We start from the raw sequence: 17,958 nt of genomic DNA, 5'->3' as shown, positions 1-17,958 counted from the left end.
GGGTTTTTTATTGGGCGGCCGTTCGTATTTCGTGGCGAACAGTCCCCGGATGAAATCCGGGGACTGTTCGCATCGATGGCCAGACTGATCGCGGCTGAAGCCGCTCCTACGAGATGCGCGCAGCCGTTGTAGGAGCGGCTTCAGCCGCGATGTTTTTTGTCCGCCACGGATGCATCCAAGTGCCGTAGCCCGGATGCAATCCGGGGCGATGGTTGCACACATGCCAAAGCTGTCGCGGCTAAAGCCCCTCCCACAGTTCCACGCGTACTTGTGGGAGGGGGCTTTAGCCGCGACTGGGTAGGGCGCACTTTCCCGGATTACATCCGGGCTACTCACTGAGGCTGCTCCTACGGGCAGGGAGTCATTCGGTCAGCGTCATCAGAATGTCTGCATACCAGGTGCAGTTCAGGCCCAGCGCTTCGTCCTGATCCTCGTCGCGATCACCGAGCAGGCGCGTGGAATGGATGCCCAGCAGATGCCAGGGCAGTTCGCCATCGACGTTCGCGCGCTTGACCACGGGCGCGCCGCTGATGCCGCGATGAGTGCGGCCGTCGGTGAGGAAGTAGCCCAGCCCCTGGAAACGCAGGCCGAAAGACGACGCCAGCCCGGCATGACGCGCCACCGGCATGCGGTGCAGGGTGTCCTGAAAACCCAGCGGGAAACCCACTACCAGCAGCGTCGAGCCGATTTCTACATCTTCGTCAGGCTGCAGCAGGTGTTGCGGGGTGAAGGCGTGATAGGCGCCGTTGCGGGGCAAGGCCGGTTGATCCAGTTCGATCACTGCCACATCGATCTCGCCGGCGCCATCCATGCCTTGTCGCCACAGTTGCTGCTCGCCGTCGTACAGCGGGATGGAGAAGCTGACGGTGCTGGCCAGGTTGTAGGCGTCGGTGTGCAGCTCGATCTGCAGGCTGTCCGGTTGATGGCCGCTGGGTTCGTCGAGTACGACATGGCGGCTGGTGACGAGAAACAGCCGCTGATCGCGGCGGAAGAAGAAACCACTGGCATTGGTCAGTATCTGCCCAGCGGCCAGGGTGGTGATGCGTGCAGCGCTCAACATCAGGGAATCTATCATGGCCTGGGCCTCCTGCCGGTGTGGGGGTTATCGACTGACTACTAGACGCGTGACGGGTTCGTTTTCATTCGCGCCTGGCACATTGAACCCGCACGGTGGATGTAAAAAGCGACATCCACCCTACGGTCAGGCGCTGGTCGGCTCGTCCTCGTTGCGATCGAGCGCCACCTGGCGGATCGACAGGCGAATCTCGGCGGGCAACACGCGCTTGGCGGCGCCTTCGGCCAGTTCGCTGAGTAATGGGTGGTGGCTGAGTTTGCCGGCTTCGTCCTGGCGCAGCACGCCCTGATCCAGCAGGCTCTGGATGAAGTGGCGGAACAGGCTCTTGTCGAAGAACTCCGGGGCATTGAGGCCATGCAGGATCGACAGGCGCTGGGCCATGACCGTGCACAGGTCTTCCAGCTCCTCGGCGCTGATCGCGTTCTGCCCGGCGTTGAGCAACAGGGCGATGGCCATGTAGAAGCGCTGCAGGGTCTGCGCCACCGAACGCGACAGCAGGGTCAGCAGCACGAACTGGCGCGAGCTCGGCGCCGGGCGCACGTACACGTCGCCTTCGACCTTGAGCAGGCCCTGCTCGACGAACGCCGCCAGCCACTGGTCGATCACGCCTTCCAGCTCGCTCGACTCCCAGCGGATGAACAGCTCCGATTGCAGATAGGGATACAGCGCGCTGGTAAAGCGCAGGATCTGTTCGCGGCTGATCCGCGCGCTGCTCTGGAAGAAGCTGGCCAGCAGTGCCGGCAGGGCGAAGATGTGCAGTACGTTGTTGCGGTAGTAGGTCATCAGGACGGCGTTCTGCTCGTCCAGATAGAGAATCTTGCCCAGCGCGTCCTTCTGCTCGGCCAGCAGATCCATGCCCTTGACGTGTTCGATCAGCGCCGCGCCGTCGCCATCGGGCAGGGTGGTGTGCGGCGAGTAGGGCACCGCGCGCAGCAGCGCCAGGTACAGATCGAGCACACGGGCCAGGGCGCGGTCGTCCAGGGCCAGCTTGCTGGTGGACAGCAGCGCCAGGGCCACCAGGTTGACCGGGTTGATCGACGCCGCTTCGTTGAGGTGGCGTGCCACACGCTCGCCGAGGCGGTTGGTGGTTTCGTTGAGCCAGGCCGGGCGGTACTGCGGGCCCAGATCCTGCTGGCGCCAGCCCGGTTGCTGCTGGTCGAGGAATTCGCCGAGCTTGATCGGCTCGCCGAAATTCACCGAGACCTGGCCGAAGCGCTGCTTGAGCGCGCCGAGCACCTTGAACAGGTCGAAGATCGACTCCTTCTTCTTGCTCGCGCCGCGCAACTCGCCCAAATAGGTGCGGCCTTCCAGTACGCGCTCGTAGCCGACGTATACGGGCACGAAGACGATGGGCAGGCGGTGCGAGCGCAGGAAGCTGCGCAGGGTGATGGCCAGCATGCCGGTCTTCGGCCGCAGCATGCGCCCGGTGCGCGAGCGGCCGCCCTCGACGAAGTACTCGACCGGGAAGCCCTTGCGGAACAGGGTGTGCAGGTATTCGTTGAACACCGCGGTGTACAGCGGGTTGCCCTTGAAGGTGCGGCGCATGAAGAAGGCACCGCCACGGCGTAGCAGGCCGCCGATCACCGGCATATTGAGGTTGATGCCGGCGGCGATGTGCGGTGGCGTCAGGCCGTTGCGAAACAGCAGATAGGACAGCAGCAGGTAGTCGATGTGGCTACGGTGGCAGGGCACGTAGATCACCTCGTGGCCCTGGGCTATGTCGCGCACGCCCTCGATGTTGTGCACCTTGATGCCGTCGTAGATCTTGTTCCAGAACCAGCTCAATACCAGTTCAAGGAAGCGGATCACCGTGTAGGTGTAGTCCGAGGCGATCTCATTGCCGTAGCGCAGCGCCTGGGCTTCGGCCTTTTGCAGGCTGATCTTCTCGCGCTCGGCTTCATCGGCAATCGCCTGGCGCACCATCGGGTCATGCACCAGGCCTTTGACCAGGTTGCGCCGGTGCGACACGTCCGGGCCGATCACCGCCGCCTTCTGGTTGCGGAAGTGCACACGCAGGATGCGGTGCACCATGCGCAGGGTGCGCTCCTGGCCCTTGTCCTGCTCGACCAGCTCGCGCAGGTGGATCGGCGTGGAGAACTGCACGCGGGTCTTGCGCCCGAGAATCAGGATGCTGATCAGCCGGCGCAGACGCCCGGTGACGGCCCAGCTGTCGGCGAACAGCAGCTTCCAGGGGCTGGTCTCGCGGTCCGGCGACTGCCCCCAGAACACGCTCACCGGCACGATCTGCGCGTCGTCCACGGCATGCTGGCTTAGGGCGCCGACCACACGGTCGAGCGTCGGCGAGATGCCGCGCTTGTCCTGGCGGCCGAACCAGTCCGGCTCCGGCATCAGGTAGAAGAAGGCGGCGGGCTCGATATGCTCCCCGACCGCCACCGGCAGCACCGGGCGCGGCAGGCCGGCCTTGGTGCACTCGCGGTCGACCACGGCCAGGTCGCTCACCGAGGGCTGCTGCAGCACGTAGAACACCGGCTTGCTGCGGTCGAGCCTGAGGGTGAAGGCGGACTGGTTGATGGTTTCCGAGCGTACCCAGAGGTACAGCAGGCGGCGCAGCGCGCTGAAGGCCATGCGGCGCAAGGGGGAACGGGTCATACGGACTCTTGAGCAGGTAGACGAGCAGGTGCTCGGGAAGGGCGCTAGTGTGCCGCAAGCCGCGTCTGGCGGGCAAAAAACTCTCGCGTCCAGGCGGTCAGCCCGACCAGCATGGCTGCGGCGTGTGACGAAAAAACGGTCGGTGACTCAGTGCCCGTTGATCAACAGAACTGTAAAACGAGCCTGGGTTCCCGATCAGAATGCCAAGTCAGGCCGCCGCGCGGGTGCGGATGGTCTCCTGACCTGCTGGTTGCGCCTGGGTACCGGGTAGAGGCGAGCTCTGCTTGCGACGCTTTTGCACGTGGCGATTCGCGAGCAAAGCTAGCTCCTGCTGCTGTCCTGCCTATCCGTAGCCCGGATGAAATCCGGGGGCAAGGTGGCGCCCTCACGCCAGCTTCATCACCACCACACCGGTTGCGATGACCATGCAGGCCAGCAGGCGAATCGGTCGCAACCTCTCCTTGAGCAGCACCACTCCCAGCAGCACGGCGAACACCACGCTGGTCTCGCGCAGGGCTGAAACCAATGCCACGGGCGCCTGGGTCATGGCCCAGATGACGATGGTGTAGGCAGCCATCGACATCGCCCCGCCGGCCACTCCGCCCCGCCAGTGCGGGCCCAGTTGCAGAAAGGCGCGCGGCCCACGGCTGATGGCCAACACCGCTGCCATCACTACACCGTTGACCGTGAACAGCCACAGCGAATAGCTCAGCGCATCGCCGTTGCTGCGCGCGCCCACGGCGTCGCTGAGGGTGTAGCCGGCGATGAACAGGGCCGTCATCAACGCACAGAACAGCATCGCCCCCTGCGGCGCCTTGTGCTGGCCGCCGCGCAGGGCCATCAGCCAGATGCCCAGCACCAGCACCAGCAGGCCCAGCAGCTGCAGGGCGCCGAGCCCGTCGTGCAACAGCAACAGCGAGAGCAGGGCCACCATCAGCGGCGAGCTGCCGCGCGCAATCGGGTAGACCTGACCGAGGTCGCCATACTGGTAAGCGCGGGCGAGGAAGAAGTTGTAGCCGATGTGCAGCAGCGCCGACAGCGCGATCCACGGCCAGGCCGCTGCTTGCGGTACGGCAACCAGCGGCAGTGCACAGAGCGCCACCAGACCGGCGCCGATCTGGATCAGGGTGGCGGTGAGGAAGCGGTCCAGTCCGATCTTGAGCAGGGCGTTCCAGCCGGCATGCAGGGCGGCGGCAGCGATGACGGCGAGAAAAACCGTGGTTTCCAAGGCAGGCCTCGAAGGCAGGTGATTGTCGAACATACCAAGCAGCAGCCGTGCGCATGCCGCTCGGTTCGAGTTGATGTGGCTGGGGGGCAGTGGCGGTCGTCAGTCTGCCGCAAGCGCGATTTTCGGGCAAAACCCTTTACTGCCTGAAGTCAGCACAGTGTCGCAACACTGCCTAAGATTCAATGCAAGGCAATGGATCACGCCCCGCGACGCTGAACGAAAGGGCTGTTGGCCCTGAACCACTGGAAGACAGCCCGCCAATGGCCTGGAGAACAAGGCGATGACCCCTGACGTGCATGATGCCGTCGCTCGACGCCCAAGAATCGCGACACCCTTGAACCTGCTGATCGTTCTGGCGAGCGTATTCATCGCCATCGTCTGGCTGATCACCCTGCAGCGCATCGCCTTCGAGCGCGAGCAGGCGCTTGCCGCAGAAATGCAAGCCAACTCTAGCCTGGTCATCGCCTTCGAGCAGCAGGTGTTTCGCGCACTGAAGGCGGCCGAGCAGGTGGCGGCTTTCGTGCGCGAGCAGTACCGCCGGCAGGGCAAGGCCATCGATCTGCGCCGTTGGGTCGAGGAGGGGGTGATCCGTGAGGAGATGTTCACCATCGTCAGCGTGGTGGACGAGCAGGGCGATATTGTCAGCAGCAGCCAGGCCACCGGCTCGGTGAACTACGCTGATCGCGAGTTCTTCAAGGCTCAGCGCGATGCAGGCATCGACCGCCTGTTCATCAATCGTCCGGTGCTCGGAAGGGTGTCCGCACGCTGGCTGATCCCCATGTCGCTGCGTATCGAGCGCGATGACGGCAGCTTCGCCGGCGTCGTGGTGATGGCTGTCAGCCCCCAGGACGTCACGCATATCTTTCAGCAGCTCGATCTGGGCCCGCAAGGGTTGTTGGAACTCACCGGCCTCGATGCTGTGGTGCGTGCGCGCAAGGTCGGTAGCCGCAGCGAGTTTGGCCTGGAAGCCGAGGCGCTGGCCTGGTTTCAGCGCCAGAAACTGCAAGACACCGATGATTTCTACGACAGTGGTGAGGCCCTGGACGGCGTTGCCCGCATCGTCAGCTACCGCACCATGGCTGACTATCCGCTGATGGTGACCGTCGCGACGGCCTATGACGAGCAAATGGCAACCACCTTGCAGCGGCGCAGCAGCTATCTGATGGCCGCCGTCGGGGTCACCCTGGTGGTCATGCTGCTGGTGGGGCTGCTGGCGCTGATGCTGGTTCGCCAGCGTTCGGCCACCGAGGCCTTGCAAGGCAGCGAAGCGCTGTTTCGCGCCACCTTCCACCAGGCGGCCATGGGCATCGTCCACATCAGCCCCGAGGGCCGGATACTGCGGGCCAACGAGAAGTTCGCACGGATGCTGGGTCGCCCGGCCGACGAACTGCAGGGCGGCAACATTTTCGACCTGAGCGATGCCGAAGTGGCCAGCGCCGCCCGCGAGGTGCTGAGCGAGCAGTTGGCTAGCGAGGTGCAGGCACTCCCTCCGGAAATCGAGAAGACCTACCGCCGCGAGGACGGCTCGCTGCTTTGGGTATGCGAGGCCCTCAGTGTCGTGCGCAATCGCCTTGGCCACCCGGAGTTCGTGGTGTTGGTCGCCCAGGACATTACCGAGCGCAAGCACCTGGAAGCGCGCCTATGCTATGACGCCGAGCACGACGCCCTGACCGGGCTGGCCAACCGCGTCAGGTTCCAGCAACGGCTCGACCAGGCGCTGGAGTCGGTGCGCGACCAGCAGCAGTTGGGGGCCGTGCTCTACATCGATCTCGATGGCTTCAAGGCGATCAACGACCGCCACGGTCACGCGGTGGGAGATAGCCTGCTGCAGATGGCCGCCAGGCGTCTCGAAGGCTGTGTGCGCAGCACTGACACGGTCGCTCGTTTCGGCGGCGACGAGTTCGGCATCGTCCTTGCCAATCTGTACAGCCGCGAGGATTGCGAGAGCGTGGCGCTCAAGGTCCTGCAGGTGCTGGGCAACCCCTTTGACCTGGACGGCAGCGAGGTGCGGATATCGGCAAGCGTAGGCGCCGCGCTGTTTCCTCTGCACGGTGAAAACGGTCAGCAGCTGCTGAAATATGCGGACCAGGCCATGTACGCGGCCAAGCACGCGGGCAAGAACCGCTTTCACTGCTTTGCCGGATAGGGCTGGTGACGGCAGAAAGCGCGTTCTTCAGGCCTCGCTGAAGTCGAAGTAGAGAATGTTCGACCAGTTTCCCAGCCCCAGTCCGTGGATGACGGGCATCACATCCTGTGCCGGAGGTGGAGGCTCAGGCCTGCGGCCGAACAGCCTGGCAAACAGGCCTGCGGGTTCAGGTGCCACTGCAGGCGGCGGTAGCAAGGACTGCAATGCCTGCTCCATTTCAGGTTGCAGATCCTTCACCTCTCCCAGCAGCGCCCGGTTCTGCTCAAGAAGCGGCGTATCACCCATATCGAAAATCTCACCACACTCCAGAACGAAGTACTGGTTCTGGTTCTCTGGCTTGTTCAAGAACTCGATGGCTTCGCCAATCAAAGCCTGCGCGGCGGGAAGGTCTATTTGCGAGAAGAAGCCTTCCAGGTTTTTTACACCGTCGGCGTAATCGCCTATCAAGGCGATGTCCTCCGAATTGTCCCAAATCGAAGAGGGGCACGTTCGGGGGTTGCCAGAGAGCAGAATCTTGAAAACCAGCGGTATGTCGTAGTTCCACTCCGAAATACCCACCAGCTTCCGGCCATTGGCCTTGGCGCCTAGCCCGGGAATGACATTGGTTGAGTAGAGATAGCTACGGTTAGCCATGGATATCGCTCCGCTGCTCGAGCGCTAAGGGTCGGACTTGAGGCCACGCCGGTGACTGCGGTGAGCCATTACCTTGGTCAAACAACGTGGCCGGGGCCGGGGCATTCAGTGGACGGTGCTCATGCTCTGATGCAGCTTGGCAAGGTCGCTCCACTGCGGGTCTTCATAGAAGTTGATTTCGATGGGGTAGGCCGGGTGATCGCTTAGCGCCTGGTTCAAATTGGCCATGAACGCTTCGCGGTCCGCAATGTAGTAGACAAACTCCTTCAGGCCGTTGCCGGTTGCCGTATAGGCGTCCAGATAGACCGAACCATTGCCACCTATCGTCTCCAGTCCGTCCTCGAGCCTGATCATTTCCTTGTTGATCCGGGCCGGCGGCAACCCGTTGTTCTGTGCCGCTTCGTATTTCCAGGAAATCACGGTAAGCCAGGGCATCTTGTGCTGGATGTCCACGGGGGGCGCGTCGGCGATGAACTTATAGATGATCGGCTTGCCTTCGATCGTTGCTTTGGCGACTGACCAGATGCGTTCTGTAGATGCCATGGAAGAGACTCCAGCTAAAAAAGAGGGCGACTGTGATACGGGTGTTTGATCATGCCATTGATGTGACGTGGTGCGTATCTCCCGAGGTGGTCTGCTCGAGAGGGTGAGTGGGACATTCAGCTTTACCTGGCAACCCGGTGTTTGTGAATCATTTTCGCCCGGCTGTTTGGCGAAGGTGTCACAGGCGGTCGCCAGATGCTCGCAAGCGGCATGAGTATTACCTCTAACGATTAAACGACGGGTGGACTTTAGCCTGCCCGCAGTGAGCGGAGCGAAGGGTTTGTTGTTACGCCTTTACTTCTCACGTATAGCAACGGCTGCAAAGAAGTGTACATCGTCCTCGGGGCCGTTTATTAAGAACTTTTCAACCTTTGCAAGAGGAAATGTAAAGCCTTTCTCTTTGCTGTAAAGAACTGCCGCGCTGGATAGAGACATTCCTAGCGACTCGAAGAACTCTGGCTCTAATGCCTTTGCACTTTCATAGTCAAGCCACTGCCAATTTGCCTTTGCGTCGTTTTTGCGAATTACCTCACCAACGTAAGCGCCTGCTCTGAGTACAACGCGGTTCCAAGATGATTCAATTTCTTTATCTGAGCGAACGTTTTCCAAATACACGTTGACTTCCTTAAGGCTTTCTAAAGAGAAATCAAGCTTGCTTTGGTTTAATGTGTCTTGACCTAATGTTTCTTGGTCTTCGTAAAATAATTGCGACAATTCAATCAGCGCTTGGTTTGTATCGACTGGTTTCTCTGCCATTGCCATACTTGCGTTCAGGATTAGTAGGAAGCTCAGGGTAATGCGTATATCCATGTTTTGGCCTGGCGTTTGGTTAATGTGCGGGTTTTAGCCCGTCCTAGTGAGCGCAGCGAACGGTTTGAACTATTTACAGGTGTTAATCATAGCCGCCTCGCTGCACTGACCTTGTTTTTTTTGACTTCCGTTTGCCTAAATAAAAGTCTATTGCGGAATATATTAAGACTGCTACGCAAAGTAACGCCAATGCATAGGCAAAGAAATTATCAGTCCCAAAGAACTTGGTTATTTTGCCAGCGATAATTGCCGAAATGACAAGTGTTAAAATAAATCTTATTCCGGCTCCTATTGCTGATATATATTCACTTACGGCTTTTTGTGGATCCATTTTGATTTCGCTTTAATGCCTAACGTTTGGTTAAGGAGCGGCTTTAGCCGGTCCCGAGTGAGCGAATCGAGCGACTTGAATGCTGTAATGGACTCTCCCCACCCCACAGCTCTATACCAAGGTGTCGAGGATTTTTGAGCGGGAGATTCGTGATGAAACGAATCGCTGTTGATCTGGCCAAGTCCGTTTACCAAGTTGCCGAGAGTGTCCGTTCCGGCCAGGTGGTGCAGCGCAAGCGGCTGAACCGAGAGGCGTTCCGTCGATATATACAGGAGCAGGCCGAGCCGGTCGAGTGGGTGATGGAAGCCTGTGGCACAGCGCACTATTGGGGGTAGCTGGCGCAATCGCTCGGTCATCAAGTGAAGCTGTTGCATCCTCGCTATGTACGGCCTTACCGCCGTAGCAACAAGACCGACCGCAATGACTGCGATGCGATGCTGGAAGCGGCGCGCTGCGCCGACATGCATCCCGTGCCGGTAAAGAGTCGTAATCAACAACAGCTCCAGCAATTGCACGGGCTGCGGGAAACCTGGAAGAAAAGCCGTACCCAGCGGATCAACCTGCTGCGCGGCATGCTGCGTGAGGCAGGTATCGAAGCGCCGACCTCAACCGTCGCCTTCATCCGGGCAGCCAATGAGCTGGTTGACCACGTCCTGGCCGAGATCAACCTGTACGAACAATGCATGGCCGAGTGCGAACAGCAACTCAAGCGCTGGCATGCTGAGGATGAAATCGTGCGCAAACTGGATGAAGTCAGCGGTATTGGCCTGCTGACTGCAAGTGCCCTGACCACCGCTGTCGGCAAGCCTGAGCGCTTTGCTAACGGTCGCCAGCTCAGCGCCTGGCTGGGCATGACGCCGCGGGAGTTCAGCAGTGGCGACCGCCGCAAACTGGGTCATATCAGCCGTCAGGGCAATGTTTATGTACGCACCCTGTTGATCCACGGCTCATGTGCAGCCTTGCTGGCGGCTCAGCGTTGCCAGGCACGAACGCCAGAGAAATTGACCCAGTTACAGCGCTGGGCCGTCGAGACGGCAGCCCGTATTGGCCACAACAAAGCGGCTGTGGCGCTGGCGAACAAATTGGTCAGGATCTGCTGGGCGGTGTGGTGCCATGAGCGGCGTTTCAATGGCAATTGGCAGAGCACAAAGCCCGCCTAATGGCGGGGGTAATCAGTAAGGAAGATGGTTTTCTTGTGGTTGTGGTGAACTGCAGCTCTGTCGGAACAGGCGAGTCCGGCAGCGGAACAAGGCCGATAACAATGATGATCCCCGTGATCGATTGAACGCTTGACCCCGCTGCGCGAACTACAGAATGGCCAGGGCGGCAAAGCCCAACACAGGCCGGATATACGAATGCAACCGCGCTGACGACAAGTGCAAAAGAAAAGCTTTGCTCACTACTTGTGGGGAGAGTCCATATACAGTTGTTAGGTGCTCGCAGCAGGGCTTAGTGGAATTGTTGGTTATATGACGCAACGTGTTCAGGAAATAGCTCATTGTAAATTTGGTAGGGAATACCAAGGATGTTGAGCTCGATGAGTTCTGTGCCAGCTTCGGCAGAATAATCCAGAATGCTCACCCCTGCACACGGAATGACTAGGCCCGCATTAGTGTGTACAGAGAGCTTTAGTGCATCTTGATTAAGATGGTTATTGAGGCACTCATGACGAATCATGCTGTACTCGTCTGTGGGTTTAAAAGCGCCAAATGCAACGCCCATGGGTGCATCGCCGCTCTCAAGCTCGGAGTAGCCGATTACAGTGGCATTTGAGTAAACAGTGAACTGGGCCATGTTGGCACCTAACGTAGAGCTAACCGGCGCTGCGCAGCTTTATCGCGCAGCGTCCAGCGACCGGAGGGAGCGAGGTTGAGCGCCATGTTAGGCCGTTGTTTCCCAAGCGAAGTGAATGAATTCGCTCTCATACTCTGCAATGACTGAAACAAAGAACTCTGTCTTCATAGAGTACATGAGCAGAGCGCCTAGGAATACTTGATCACTTGCCAGCGGAAGAATCGGAGGAGTAACTAGGCCGCTGCAATATGTTGCTACCAAATCGTTGAATGCTAGTTCATTGATTGGCTCAAAGTAGGCGCCAGACAAATAATCATGCAGATATGGCTCTCGCCCTCGCCAATCATCAGCAAGTTCTGCAGCGAGCCAGAAGCGCAAGCCGTTGTCGCCTTGCGCCTTCGGAGAGCGAGTAATGCGAATTGACTCTTCACCATCAGGAACCTGAAAGGCGTACTGCGGATAACAAATGTAGAAGAGCCCCCGATATGCCCCAAGGTGTTGGAGTCGACAGCATTCAATCTGCAACAATTTTTCGTAGTCAATGCGACAGAACATAGAAGGCCTAACGTTTGGTTAAGGGGCGGGCTTTAGCCCGTCCCAGTGAGCGCAGCGAACGGTTTGAACCACTAGTTAGATAGCGTTTTAGGAGTCCCATGGAATTTGCTTTAGCTCCCATGCACTTTCGTATCTTGCCCGCTCTCTAATTGCATTAGGTTCGCTTGGGGGAACCTCGTTGGAGTAGTTGGAGCACCAAGTGTAGCGTTCTCTTGACCAAGTCACGATTATCTCTGCTTCGTTCCAATATAAATTGGACAGCAGTGTTTCGAACTCCTCCAGCCACTCGTTATCTACGCAGTAAAACTCCTTGTATCCCGCAGAGAAATGAATATGACTTCCGTAATAAGAGTGCGATCTGCTCTGTGGCACATAGGAGAAAAGGCTTTTAATTAGATAAGCACCGGTCGCTGGCAAAGCTTGAAGCTGCCAAATATTATGAGCATCCTGAGATTCTGTCGTGACCCCCGAAATGAAACCGTAGACGCTGACTGACATGATGTTCTCTAACGCTTGGTTAAGGGGCGGGCTTTAGCCCGTCCCAGCGAACGAAGTGAGCGATTTGAACCACTAGTTAGAGGCACGACACGCCGGCCTCTACAGTCTTGGTGTGAAATTCAAAGCCGTTTTCGTCAAGCGCATTGAAAATTTCCAAGCTACCACCGCCTGTGAAATGAATTAGCAAGCGCGTCCAAATTTCTATTTCGCTGCTGCCTACTGTCATCTCTCCTTGTGCTAAAGAAACTGACTCAACGGTACGTCCAATAGCAGCGTCAAGATGGATATTTCCGCTATCTATCCAGCGCACTTTGCTCCCGCAAAGTGAAAAAGGCAGAATGCGACCGACCTCTATAGCGAGCTCATCAAATTTTTGCCATGAGATAGAGAGCTCACCTGAACCAACTGCTAAAAATACTGGAAGGTCATTCCACTCGCTCCAAGCGGCGGCTTCCTCACACCAGATTTGCGCTAACTCATAGCCTACAATTGCTTTGCCAATCAGCTCGGAAAATTGGTGGTGAACCAAGTCTGTTTTTTCTCTAAGGCTGGAGAAATATTTCATGTGCTTCTAACGATCGAAGTGAGCGACACGAAGTGTTCGCTCTAGTGAGTTGTTATCCGATGATTTGCACGCTCCCGCGCAGCGGGCATGTAAATGCAGGTAAAACTCAAGGGGGCAAAAATCAGAAAACAGCGACTTCCAGCGAAACCAAACAGCGCTGTTTGCCTTAACAGCAGTTAGGCGACAGCGCTGTTTGGTTTCGCTTAATAGCAGATTTTTTGCTTTTTGGTCACCTTGATTCCATGTCATTTACGTTTCCTTGCGCCGATCTAACTATCATTGGGTAACTATTAATTAGACGACATAGCTGCCGCGTTTACCCACGGCACCTGTCGCATTACATTCCTTGTCGCCCAGCAAGTCCTTGTCTAGCTTGAAGGTTGTCGCGGCAAACGCGACAGCATCCAGGGAGAAACGCGACATGGATGACGGCAAGCCCAAACTGCTGGATCAACTGCGTCAGCAGATTCGAGTCAGAAACTATTCCATCCGTACCGAAGCTGTCTATGCCGAATGGGTAAAGCGCTACATCCGCTTTCACCACTATCGGCATCCGGTGGAGATGGGCGCGGCGGAGATCGAGGCTTTTCTGACCCATCTTGCGGTTGAGCGCGACGTGTCCGCCTCGACACAGAACCAGGCTCTGGCCGCTCTGCTATTACAAGGAAGTGCTCAAGCTGGATTTACCTTGGTTGCAGGGTGTCGTACGGGCGAAGAAGCCCAAGCATCTGCCGGTGGTGCTTACCCGTATTGAGGTCGATGCCCTGTTGGCTCAACTGCAGGGCGATAGCTGGATCGTTGCGAATCTGCTCTATGGTGCTGGATTGCGATTGCTTGAGGCGCTGCGGCTAAGAGTCAAGGATGTTGACTTTACCCGGCGAGAAATCATCGTGCGTGATGGTAAGGGCCAGAAAGATCGGGTAACCATGCTGCCAATGCGAGTCGTCGAGCCGTTACGGCAGCATTTGAACAAGGTGCAGCACGTGCATCAGGGCGATCTGGCCGAAGGCTTTGGCGAGGCCAATTTGCCGTTCGCATTGGCGCGCAAGTACCCGAATGCGGCGAAGGAGTGGGGGGGCAGTTCGTTTTCCCGTCGGGCAATCGCTCCCAGAATCCGCGCGGGCACGGTATTTACCGCCATCACCTGCATGAGAAGACCATCCAGAGGTCGGTGCGTGAGGCGGCGCGGCGTGCTGGCCTGATCAAGCATGCGACGCCACATTCATTACGTCATTCCTTTGCCACGCATCTTCTGGAAGCAGGCCAGGACATTCGTACGGAGCAGGAGTTACTCGGTCATGCGGATATCAGAACCACACAAATCTACACCCATGTGCTCAATCGCGGTGGCCTTGCGGTAATGAGTCCTCTGGATCGCTGAGCCGATATTCCATTTACAGCTTGTAGCACTCTTGCGAATGAACTTTTGTTTTTTGTCATGGTCTTGCCCTCGTCCGGGCATGCACTTTTGGTCCGGTGTTCTTGCGGCCTGCGTTTTCGCGGTGGTTTCGCGGGGCTCAGGCGTTTTCGCGACGGTGAGAGGCCATGATCGAGATAAGAAACCTGACCAAGCGTTTCGCGCAGCACACGGCAGTCGATGATCTGTCGTTCAGTGTCCAGCCAGGGGAAGTGCTGGGCTTTCTCGGCCCCAACGGGGCCGGCAAATCCACCACCATGAAGATGCTCACGGGGTTTCTTGCGCCGACTTCCGGCACGGCGAGCATCCTCGGCTGCGATATCCAGAGCCAGACCCTCAAGGCCCAGCGACAGATCGGTTATCTGCCCGAAGGCGCGCCGTGCTATGGCGACATGACGGTGCGCGGTTTCCTTGAGTTCATCGCCGAGGTGCGCGGTTTCCGTGGCGCCGAGAAGACGGTGCGTGTGCAGAATGCGGTGGAGCAGGTTGAGCTGGAGACGGTGCTGGCGCAGAGCATCGACACGCTGTCCAAGGGCTTCAAGCGCCGCGTCGGTCTGGCCCAGGCAATCCTGCATGATCCGCGCGTGCTGATTCTCGACGAGCCCACCGATGGCCTCGACCCCAACCAGAAGCATCAGGTGCGCCAGCTCATTCAGGGCCTGGCCCGCGACAAGATCGTGATCATTTCCACCCATATTCTCGAAGAGGTCACGGCGCTCTGTACCCGTGCCGTGGTGATCGCCCATGGCCGCTTGCTGGCCGATGGCACGCCGCTGGAGCTGGAGAGCCGGTCGCGCTACCACCAGGCGGTGACGCTGGTAGCCGACGAGGCGCTCGACCGAGCCGCGCTGGCGGCGCTGCCCGGCGTCGTCGGGGTCGAGGAGAACGCGCGCGAGCACAGCCTGAGCGTGCTGGCGCAGCCGGGCGCGGTGATCTTCCCGCAGGTCAATGCGTTGATCGCCGAACGCGGCTGGCAGGTGCGCGAGCTCAATGTGGAACGCGGCCGGCTCGATGAAGTGTTCCGCACGCTGACCCGGGGAGAGCAGTGATGACCCAGTTGCCCGTGATCTTCAAGCGCGAGCTGGCAAGCTACTTCGCCACGCCGCTGGCCTATGTGTTCATCGTGATCTTCCTGGTGCTGTCCGGGGTGTTCACCTTTTATCTGGGCGGCTTCTTCGAGAGTGGCCAGGCCAATCTCTCGGCCTTCTTCAATTTCCACCCCTGGCTTTATCTGTTCCTGGTGCCGGCGATCGCCATGCGCCTGTGGGCGGAGGAGCGCAAGTCCGGCTCCATCGAGCTGCTGATGACGTTGCCGATCACCCGCTTCGAAGCGGTCACCGGCAAGTTCCTGGCGGCCTGGGTGTTCGCCGGCATTGCGCTGCTGCTGACCTTCCCGATGATCATCACCGTCAACTACCTGGGCGAGCCGGACAACGGCGCTATCGTCACTGGCTATATCGGCAGTTGGCTGCTGGCCGGCGCTTACCTGGCCATCGGCTCATGCATGTCGGCGTTGAGCAAGAACCAGGTGATCGCTTTCATTCTCGCGGTCAGTGCCTGTTTCCTGTTCATCGTCAGCGGCTTTCCCATGGTGCTCGACGCCTTCGCCTGGGCACCGCAGTGGCTGGTGGACGCTATCGCCTCGCTGAGCTTTCTGGTGCGCTTCGACGCCATCAGCAAGGGCGTGATCGATGCGCGCGACCTGCTGTATTTCCTCTCGCTGATCACTGCCTGGCTGACCGCCACGGCGGTGGTCATCGACCTGAAGAAAGCTGACTGAGGAACGCCCATGAAAAAGCTGATCTATTCCGGCGCCGGGCTGTTGCTGATTGCGGTCGCCTTTATCGCCTTCAACCTGCTGGCTGGTATTGGTCTGGGCGGTGCACGCCTGGATCTGACCGAGCAGAAGCTCTACACCATCTCCGATGGCACCAAGCAGATCCTTGGTGAGTTGGACGAGCCGATCAACCTGTACTTCTTCTACTCGGACAAGGTGGCCAAGGACCTGCCGGCGCTGCGCACCTATGCCCAGCGCGTGGAGGAGATGCTCAAGGCTTACCAGGCGCAGGCGAACGGCAAGATCCGCCTGCACATCATCGACCCCGAGCCGTTCTCCGAAGACGAGGACAAGGCCGCGCAGTACGGCCTGCAGGGCATCCCGCTGCAGCAGGGCGGTGACTCGGTCTACTTCGGCCTGGCCGGCACCAACGCACTGGACGATACCCAGGTGATTCCGTTCTTCGCTCTGGATCAGGAGGAACACCTCGAATACGAGCTGAGCCGCCTGGTGCAGACCCTGGCCAAGCCGGAGCTGCCGGTGGTTGGTGTGCTGTCCGGGCTGCCGATGACCGGCGGCTTCGACATGATGGCGCGCCAGCCGACGTCGCCGTGGATGGTGCTGGAGCAGGTGCGCCAGTTGTTCCAGATCGAGCAGCTCAAGGCCGATGTCGACCAGATTCCCGACAAGGTCTCGGTGCTCTGGCTGGTACACCCGAAGAACCTGCCGCAGCAGACGCTCTATGCCATCGACCAGTTCGTCCTGCGCGGCGGCAAGCTGATGGTGTTCGTCGACCCTTACGCCGAGGCCGATACGGGTGATATGCCGGGTGAAGTGGCAGTGGACAAGTCGTCCAACCTCGAGCCGCTGTTCAAGGCCTGGGGCCTGCGCATGGTGCCGGACAAGGTGCTGGGCGACGGCTCCTACGCGATGTCGGTCAACCGTGGTCAGGGCCAGCGCCCGGTGCGCCACGCCGCCTGGCTCAGCCTGCCGCGCAAGGCGCTGAACCAGACCGATATCGCCACCGCCGGGCTGGAGAGCATCACCGTGGCCACGGCTGGCGTCCTCGAGCCGCTGGAGGGGGCGAAGACGCACTTCACCCCGTTGATGCAGAGTTCCGAGTACGCCATGCCTTTCGATGCCCAGCGCTTCGCCATGCTCAGCAACCCTGAAGAGTTGATCCGCGAACTGGAGCCGACCGGCGAGCGCTACGCCATCGCTGCGCGTATCGACGGCCCGGCACAGAGCGCCTTCCCGGACGGTATCGAGGGGCGCAAGGACGGGCTCAAGCAGGCCGACAATATCAATGTGATCGCCGTGGCCGACACCGACATCCTCAGCGACCGCATGTGGGTGCAGGTGCAGGATTTCTTTGGCCAGCGCATGCCGCAGCCCTGGGCCGACAACGGCAGCTTCACCATCAACGCGCTGGACAACCTGACCGGCTCCGAGGCGCTGATCAGCGTGCGCTCGCGTGGCCGTTTCAGTCGTCCGTTCACGGTGGTGGAGGAGCTGCAGCGTGCCGCCGAACAGCGCTTGCGTGACAAGGAACAGGCCCTGCAGGCGCGTCTGGCCGAGACCGAGCAGCAGCTGGCAGCGCTGCAACAGAGCGACGACCCGAACAAGGCCCTGGAGCTGACGCCGGAGCAGCAAGGCGCGTTGCAGAACTTCATCCAGCAGAAGCTGGAGCTGCGCAAGGAACTGCGTGACGTGCGCTACCAGCTCAATGCCGATATCGAGGCACTTGGGCGCACGCTCAAGGTAATCAACATCGCCCTGGTGCCGGCCTTGCTCACCCTCGGTGTGCTGGCGTTGTGGCTGTGGCGGCGCCGTCGTCGCGCGTGAGGCCAGTCGCTATGGGAGGGGCTGAAGGCTCCACCTGTGGGAGGAGCTTTAGCCGCGACCGTCGCCGCTGAAGCGCCTCCCACGAATAACCTCGTGCGTAGGGTGGATGTCGCTCTTTACATCCACCGCGA

Annotated in this window: 13 protein-coding genes and 2 pseudogenes; 6 read left to right on the top strand and 9 right to left on the bottom strand. The window is 59.5% G+C overall.

The features are described from left to right. Positions 1 to 361 precede the first annotated feature (361 nt). The 3 genes from ACN8M7_RS11085 to ACN8M7_RS11075 form a co-directional block, all read right to left on the bottom strand. Positions 362 to 1,075: a S1 family peptidase gene (locus tag ACN8M7_RS11085; RefSeq protein WP_061237887.1), complete on the bottom strand. Its 714-nt coding sequence runs from the start codon at positions 1,073 to 1,075 to the stop codon at positions 362 to 364. Positions 1,076 to 1,201: 126 nt separating this feature from the next. Further along, positions 1,202 to 3,685, bottom strand: a complete 2,484-nt coding sequence (plsB, locus tag ACN8M7_RS11080; protein WP_490260792.1) for a glycerol-3-phosphate 1-O-acyltransferase PlsB — start codon at positions 3,683 to 3,685, stop codon at positions 1,202 to 1,204. 385 nt (positions 3,686 to 4,070) lie between these two features. After that, positions 4,071 to 4,913: an EamA family transporter gene (locus ACN8M7_RS11075; RefSeq protein ID WP_490260791.1), complete on the bottom strand. Its 843-nt coding sequence runs from the start codon at positions 4,911 to 4,913 to the stop codon at positions 4,071 to 4,073. A gap of 334 nt (positions 4,914 to 5,247) precedes the next feature. Between ACN8M7_RS11075 and ACN8M7_RS11070 the strand changes: the two genes are divergently transcribed. After that, entirely contained in the window at positions 5,248 to 7,059 is a 1,812-nt protein-coding gene (locus ACN8M7_RS11070) for a bifunctional diguanylate cyclase/phosphodiesterase (protein WP_490260790.1), read from the top strand. A 27-nt stretch (positions 7,060 to 7,086) separates the two neighbouring features. On the opposite strand, the gene ACN8M7_RS11065 is transcribed toward ACN8M7_RS11070, so the two are convergent. The 3 genes from ACN8M7_RS11065 to ACN8M7_RS11055 form a co-directional block, all read right to left on the bottom strand. Continuing rightward, positions 7,087 to 7,692: a DUF7822 domain-containing protein gene (locus ACN8M7_RS11065; protein ID WP_490260789.1), complete on the bottom strand. Its 606-nt coding sequence runs from the start codon at positions 7,690 to 7,692 to the stop codon at positions 7,087 to 7,089. A 105-nt stretch (positions 7,693 to 7,797) separates the two neighbouring features. Then, positions 7,798 to 8,235 (bottom strand): DUF695 domain-containing protein, encoded by a 438-nt coding sequence (locus ACN8M7_RS11060; protein ID WP_061237895.1) that lies wholly within the window; start codon positions 8,233 to 8,235, stop codon positions 7,798 to 7,800. 294 nt (positions 8,236 to 8,529) lie between these two features. After that, entirely contained in the window at positions 8,530 to 9,045 is a 516-nt protein-coding gene (locus ACN8M7_RS11055; protein ID WP_490260788.1) for a hypothetical protein, read from the bottom strand. A gap of 483 nt (positions 9,046 to 9,528) precedes the next feature. On the opposite strand from ACN8M7_RS11055, the pseudogene ACN8M7_RS11050 reads away from it, so the two are divergent. Continuing rightward, positions 9,529 to 10,536, top strand: a pseudogene (locus ACN8M7_RS11050) (IS110 family RNA-guided transposase). Positions 10,537 to 10,825: 289 nt separating this feature from the next. Here ACN8M7_RS11050 and ACN8M7_RS11045 read toward each other — a convergent pair. From ACN8M7_RS11045 to ACN8M7_RS11035, 3 genes are all read right to left on the bottom strand, one after another. Further along, on the bottom strand, positions 10,826 to 11,170 hold the full coding sequence (locus ACN8M7_RS11045) for a hypothetical protein (protein WP_231740103.1): 345 nt from the start codon (positions 11,168 to 11,170) through the stop codon (positions 10,826 to 10,828). 87 nt (positions 11,171 to 11,257) lie between these two features. Further along, positions 11,258 to 11,725 carry a hypothetical protein gene (locus ACN8M7_RS11040; protein ID WP_061237900.1) on the bottom strand — a complete coding sequence of 156 codons (468 nt, stop codon included), beginning with the start codon at positions 11,723 to 11,725 and terminating at the stop codon, positions 11,258 to 11,260. Positions 11,726 to 12,299: 574 nt separating this feature from the next. After that, a complete protein-coding gene (locus ACN8M7_RS11035; protein ID WP_490260787.1) occupies positions 12,300 to 12,788 on the bottom strand; it encodes a hypothetical protein in 489 nt (162 codons plus the stop codon). Between the two features lie 421 nt (positions 12,789 to 13,209). On the opposite strand from ACN8M7_RS11035, the pseudogene ACN8M7_RS11030 reads away from it, so the two are divergent. The 4 genes and pseudogenes from ACN8M7_RS11030 (at position 13,210) to ACN8M7_RS11015 (ending at position 17,827) form a co-directional block, all read left to right on the top strand. After that, positions 13,210 to 14,169, top strand: a pseudogene (locus ACN8M7_RS11030) (integron integrase). A gap of 164 nt (positions 14,170 to 14,333) precedes the next feature. After that, positions 14,334 to 15,254: an ABC transporter ATP-binding protein gene (locus ACN8M7_RS11025; RefSeq protein WP_061238245.1), complete on the top strand. Its 921-nt coding sequence runs from the start codon at positions 14,334 to 14,336 to the stop codon at positions 15,252 to 15,254. Continuing rightward, positions 15,254 to 15,985 (top strand): ABC transporter permease subunit, encoded by a 732-nt coding sequence (locus ACN8M7_RS11020; protein WP_061238244.1) that lies wholly within the window; start codon positions 15,254 to 15,256, stop codon positions 15,983 to 15,985. Before ACN8M7_RS11025 ends, ACN8M7_RS11020 begins: the two co-directional genes overlap by 1 nt. Positions 15,986 to 15,994: 9 nt before the next feature. After that, complete coding sequence (locus tag ACN8M7_RS11015; RefSeq protein ID WP_490260786.1) at positions 15,995 to 17,827, top strand: GldG family protein; 1,833 nt, start codon at positions 15,995 to 15,997, stop codon at positions 17,825 to 17,827. Positions 17,828 to 17,958: the final 131 nt, after the last annotated feature.

This window comes from Pseudomonas spartinae (genome assembly GCF_965197125.1).
In the GTDB taxonomy this organism is placed as follows: domain Bacteria; phylum Pseudomonadota; class Gammaproteobacteria; order Pseudomonadales; family Pseudomonadaceae; genus Aquipseudomonas; species Aquipseudomonas composti_A.
Note: the sequence above shows the minus strand (reverse complement) of the source record. Positions and strands in the feature narration are given on the sequence as shown.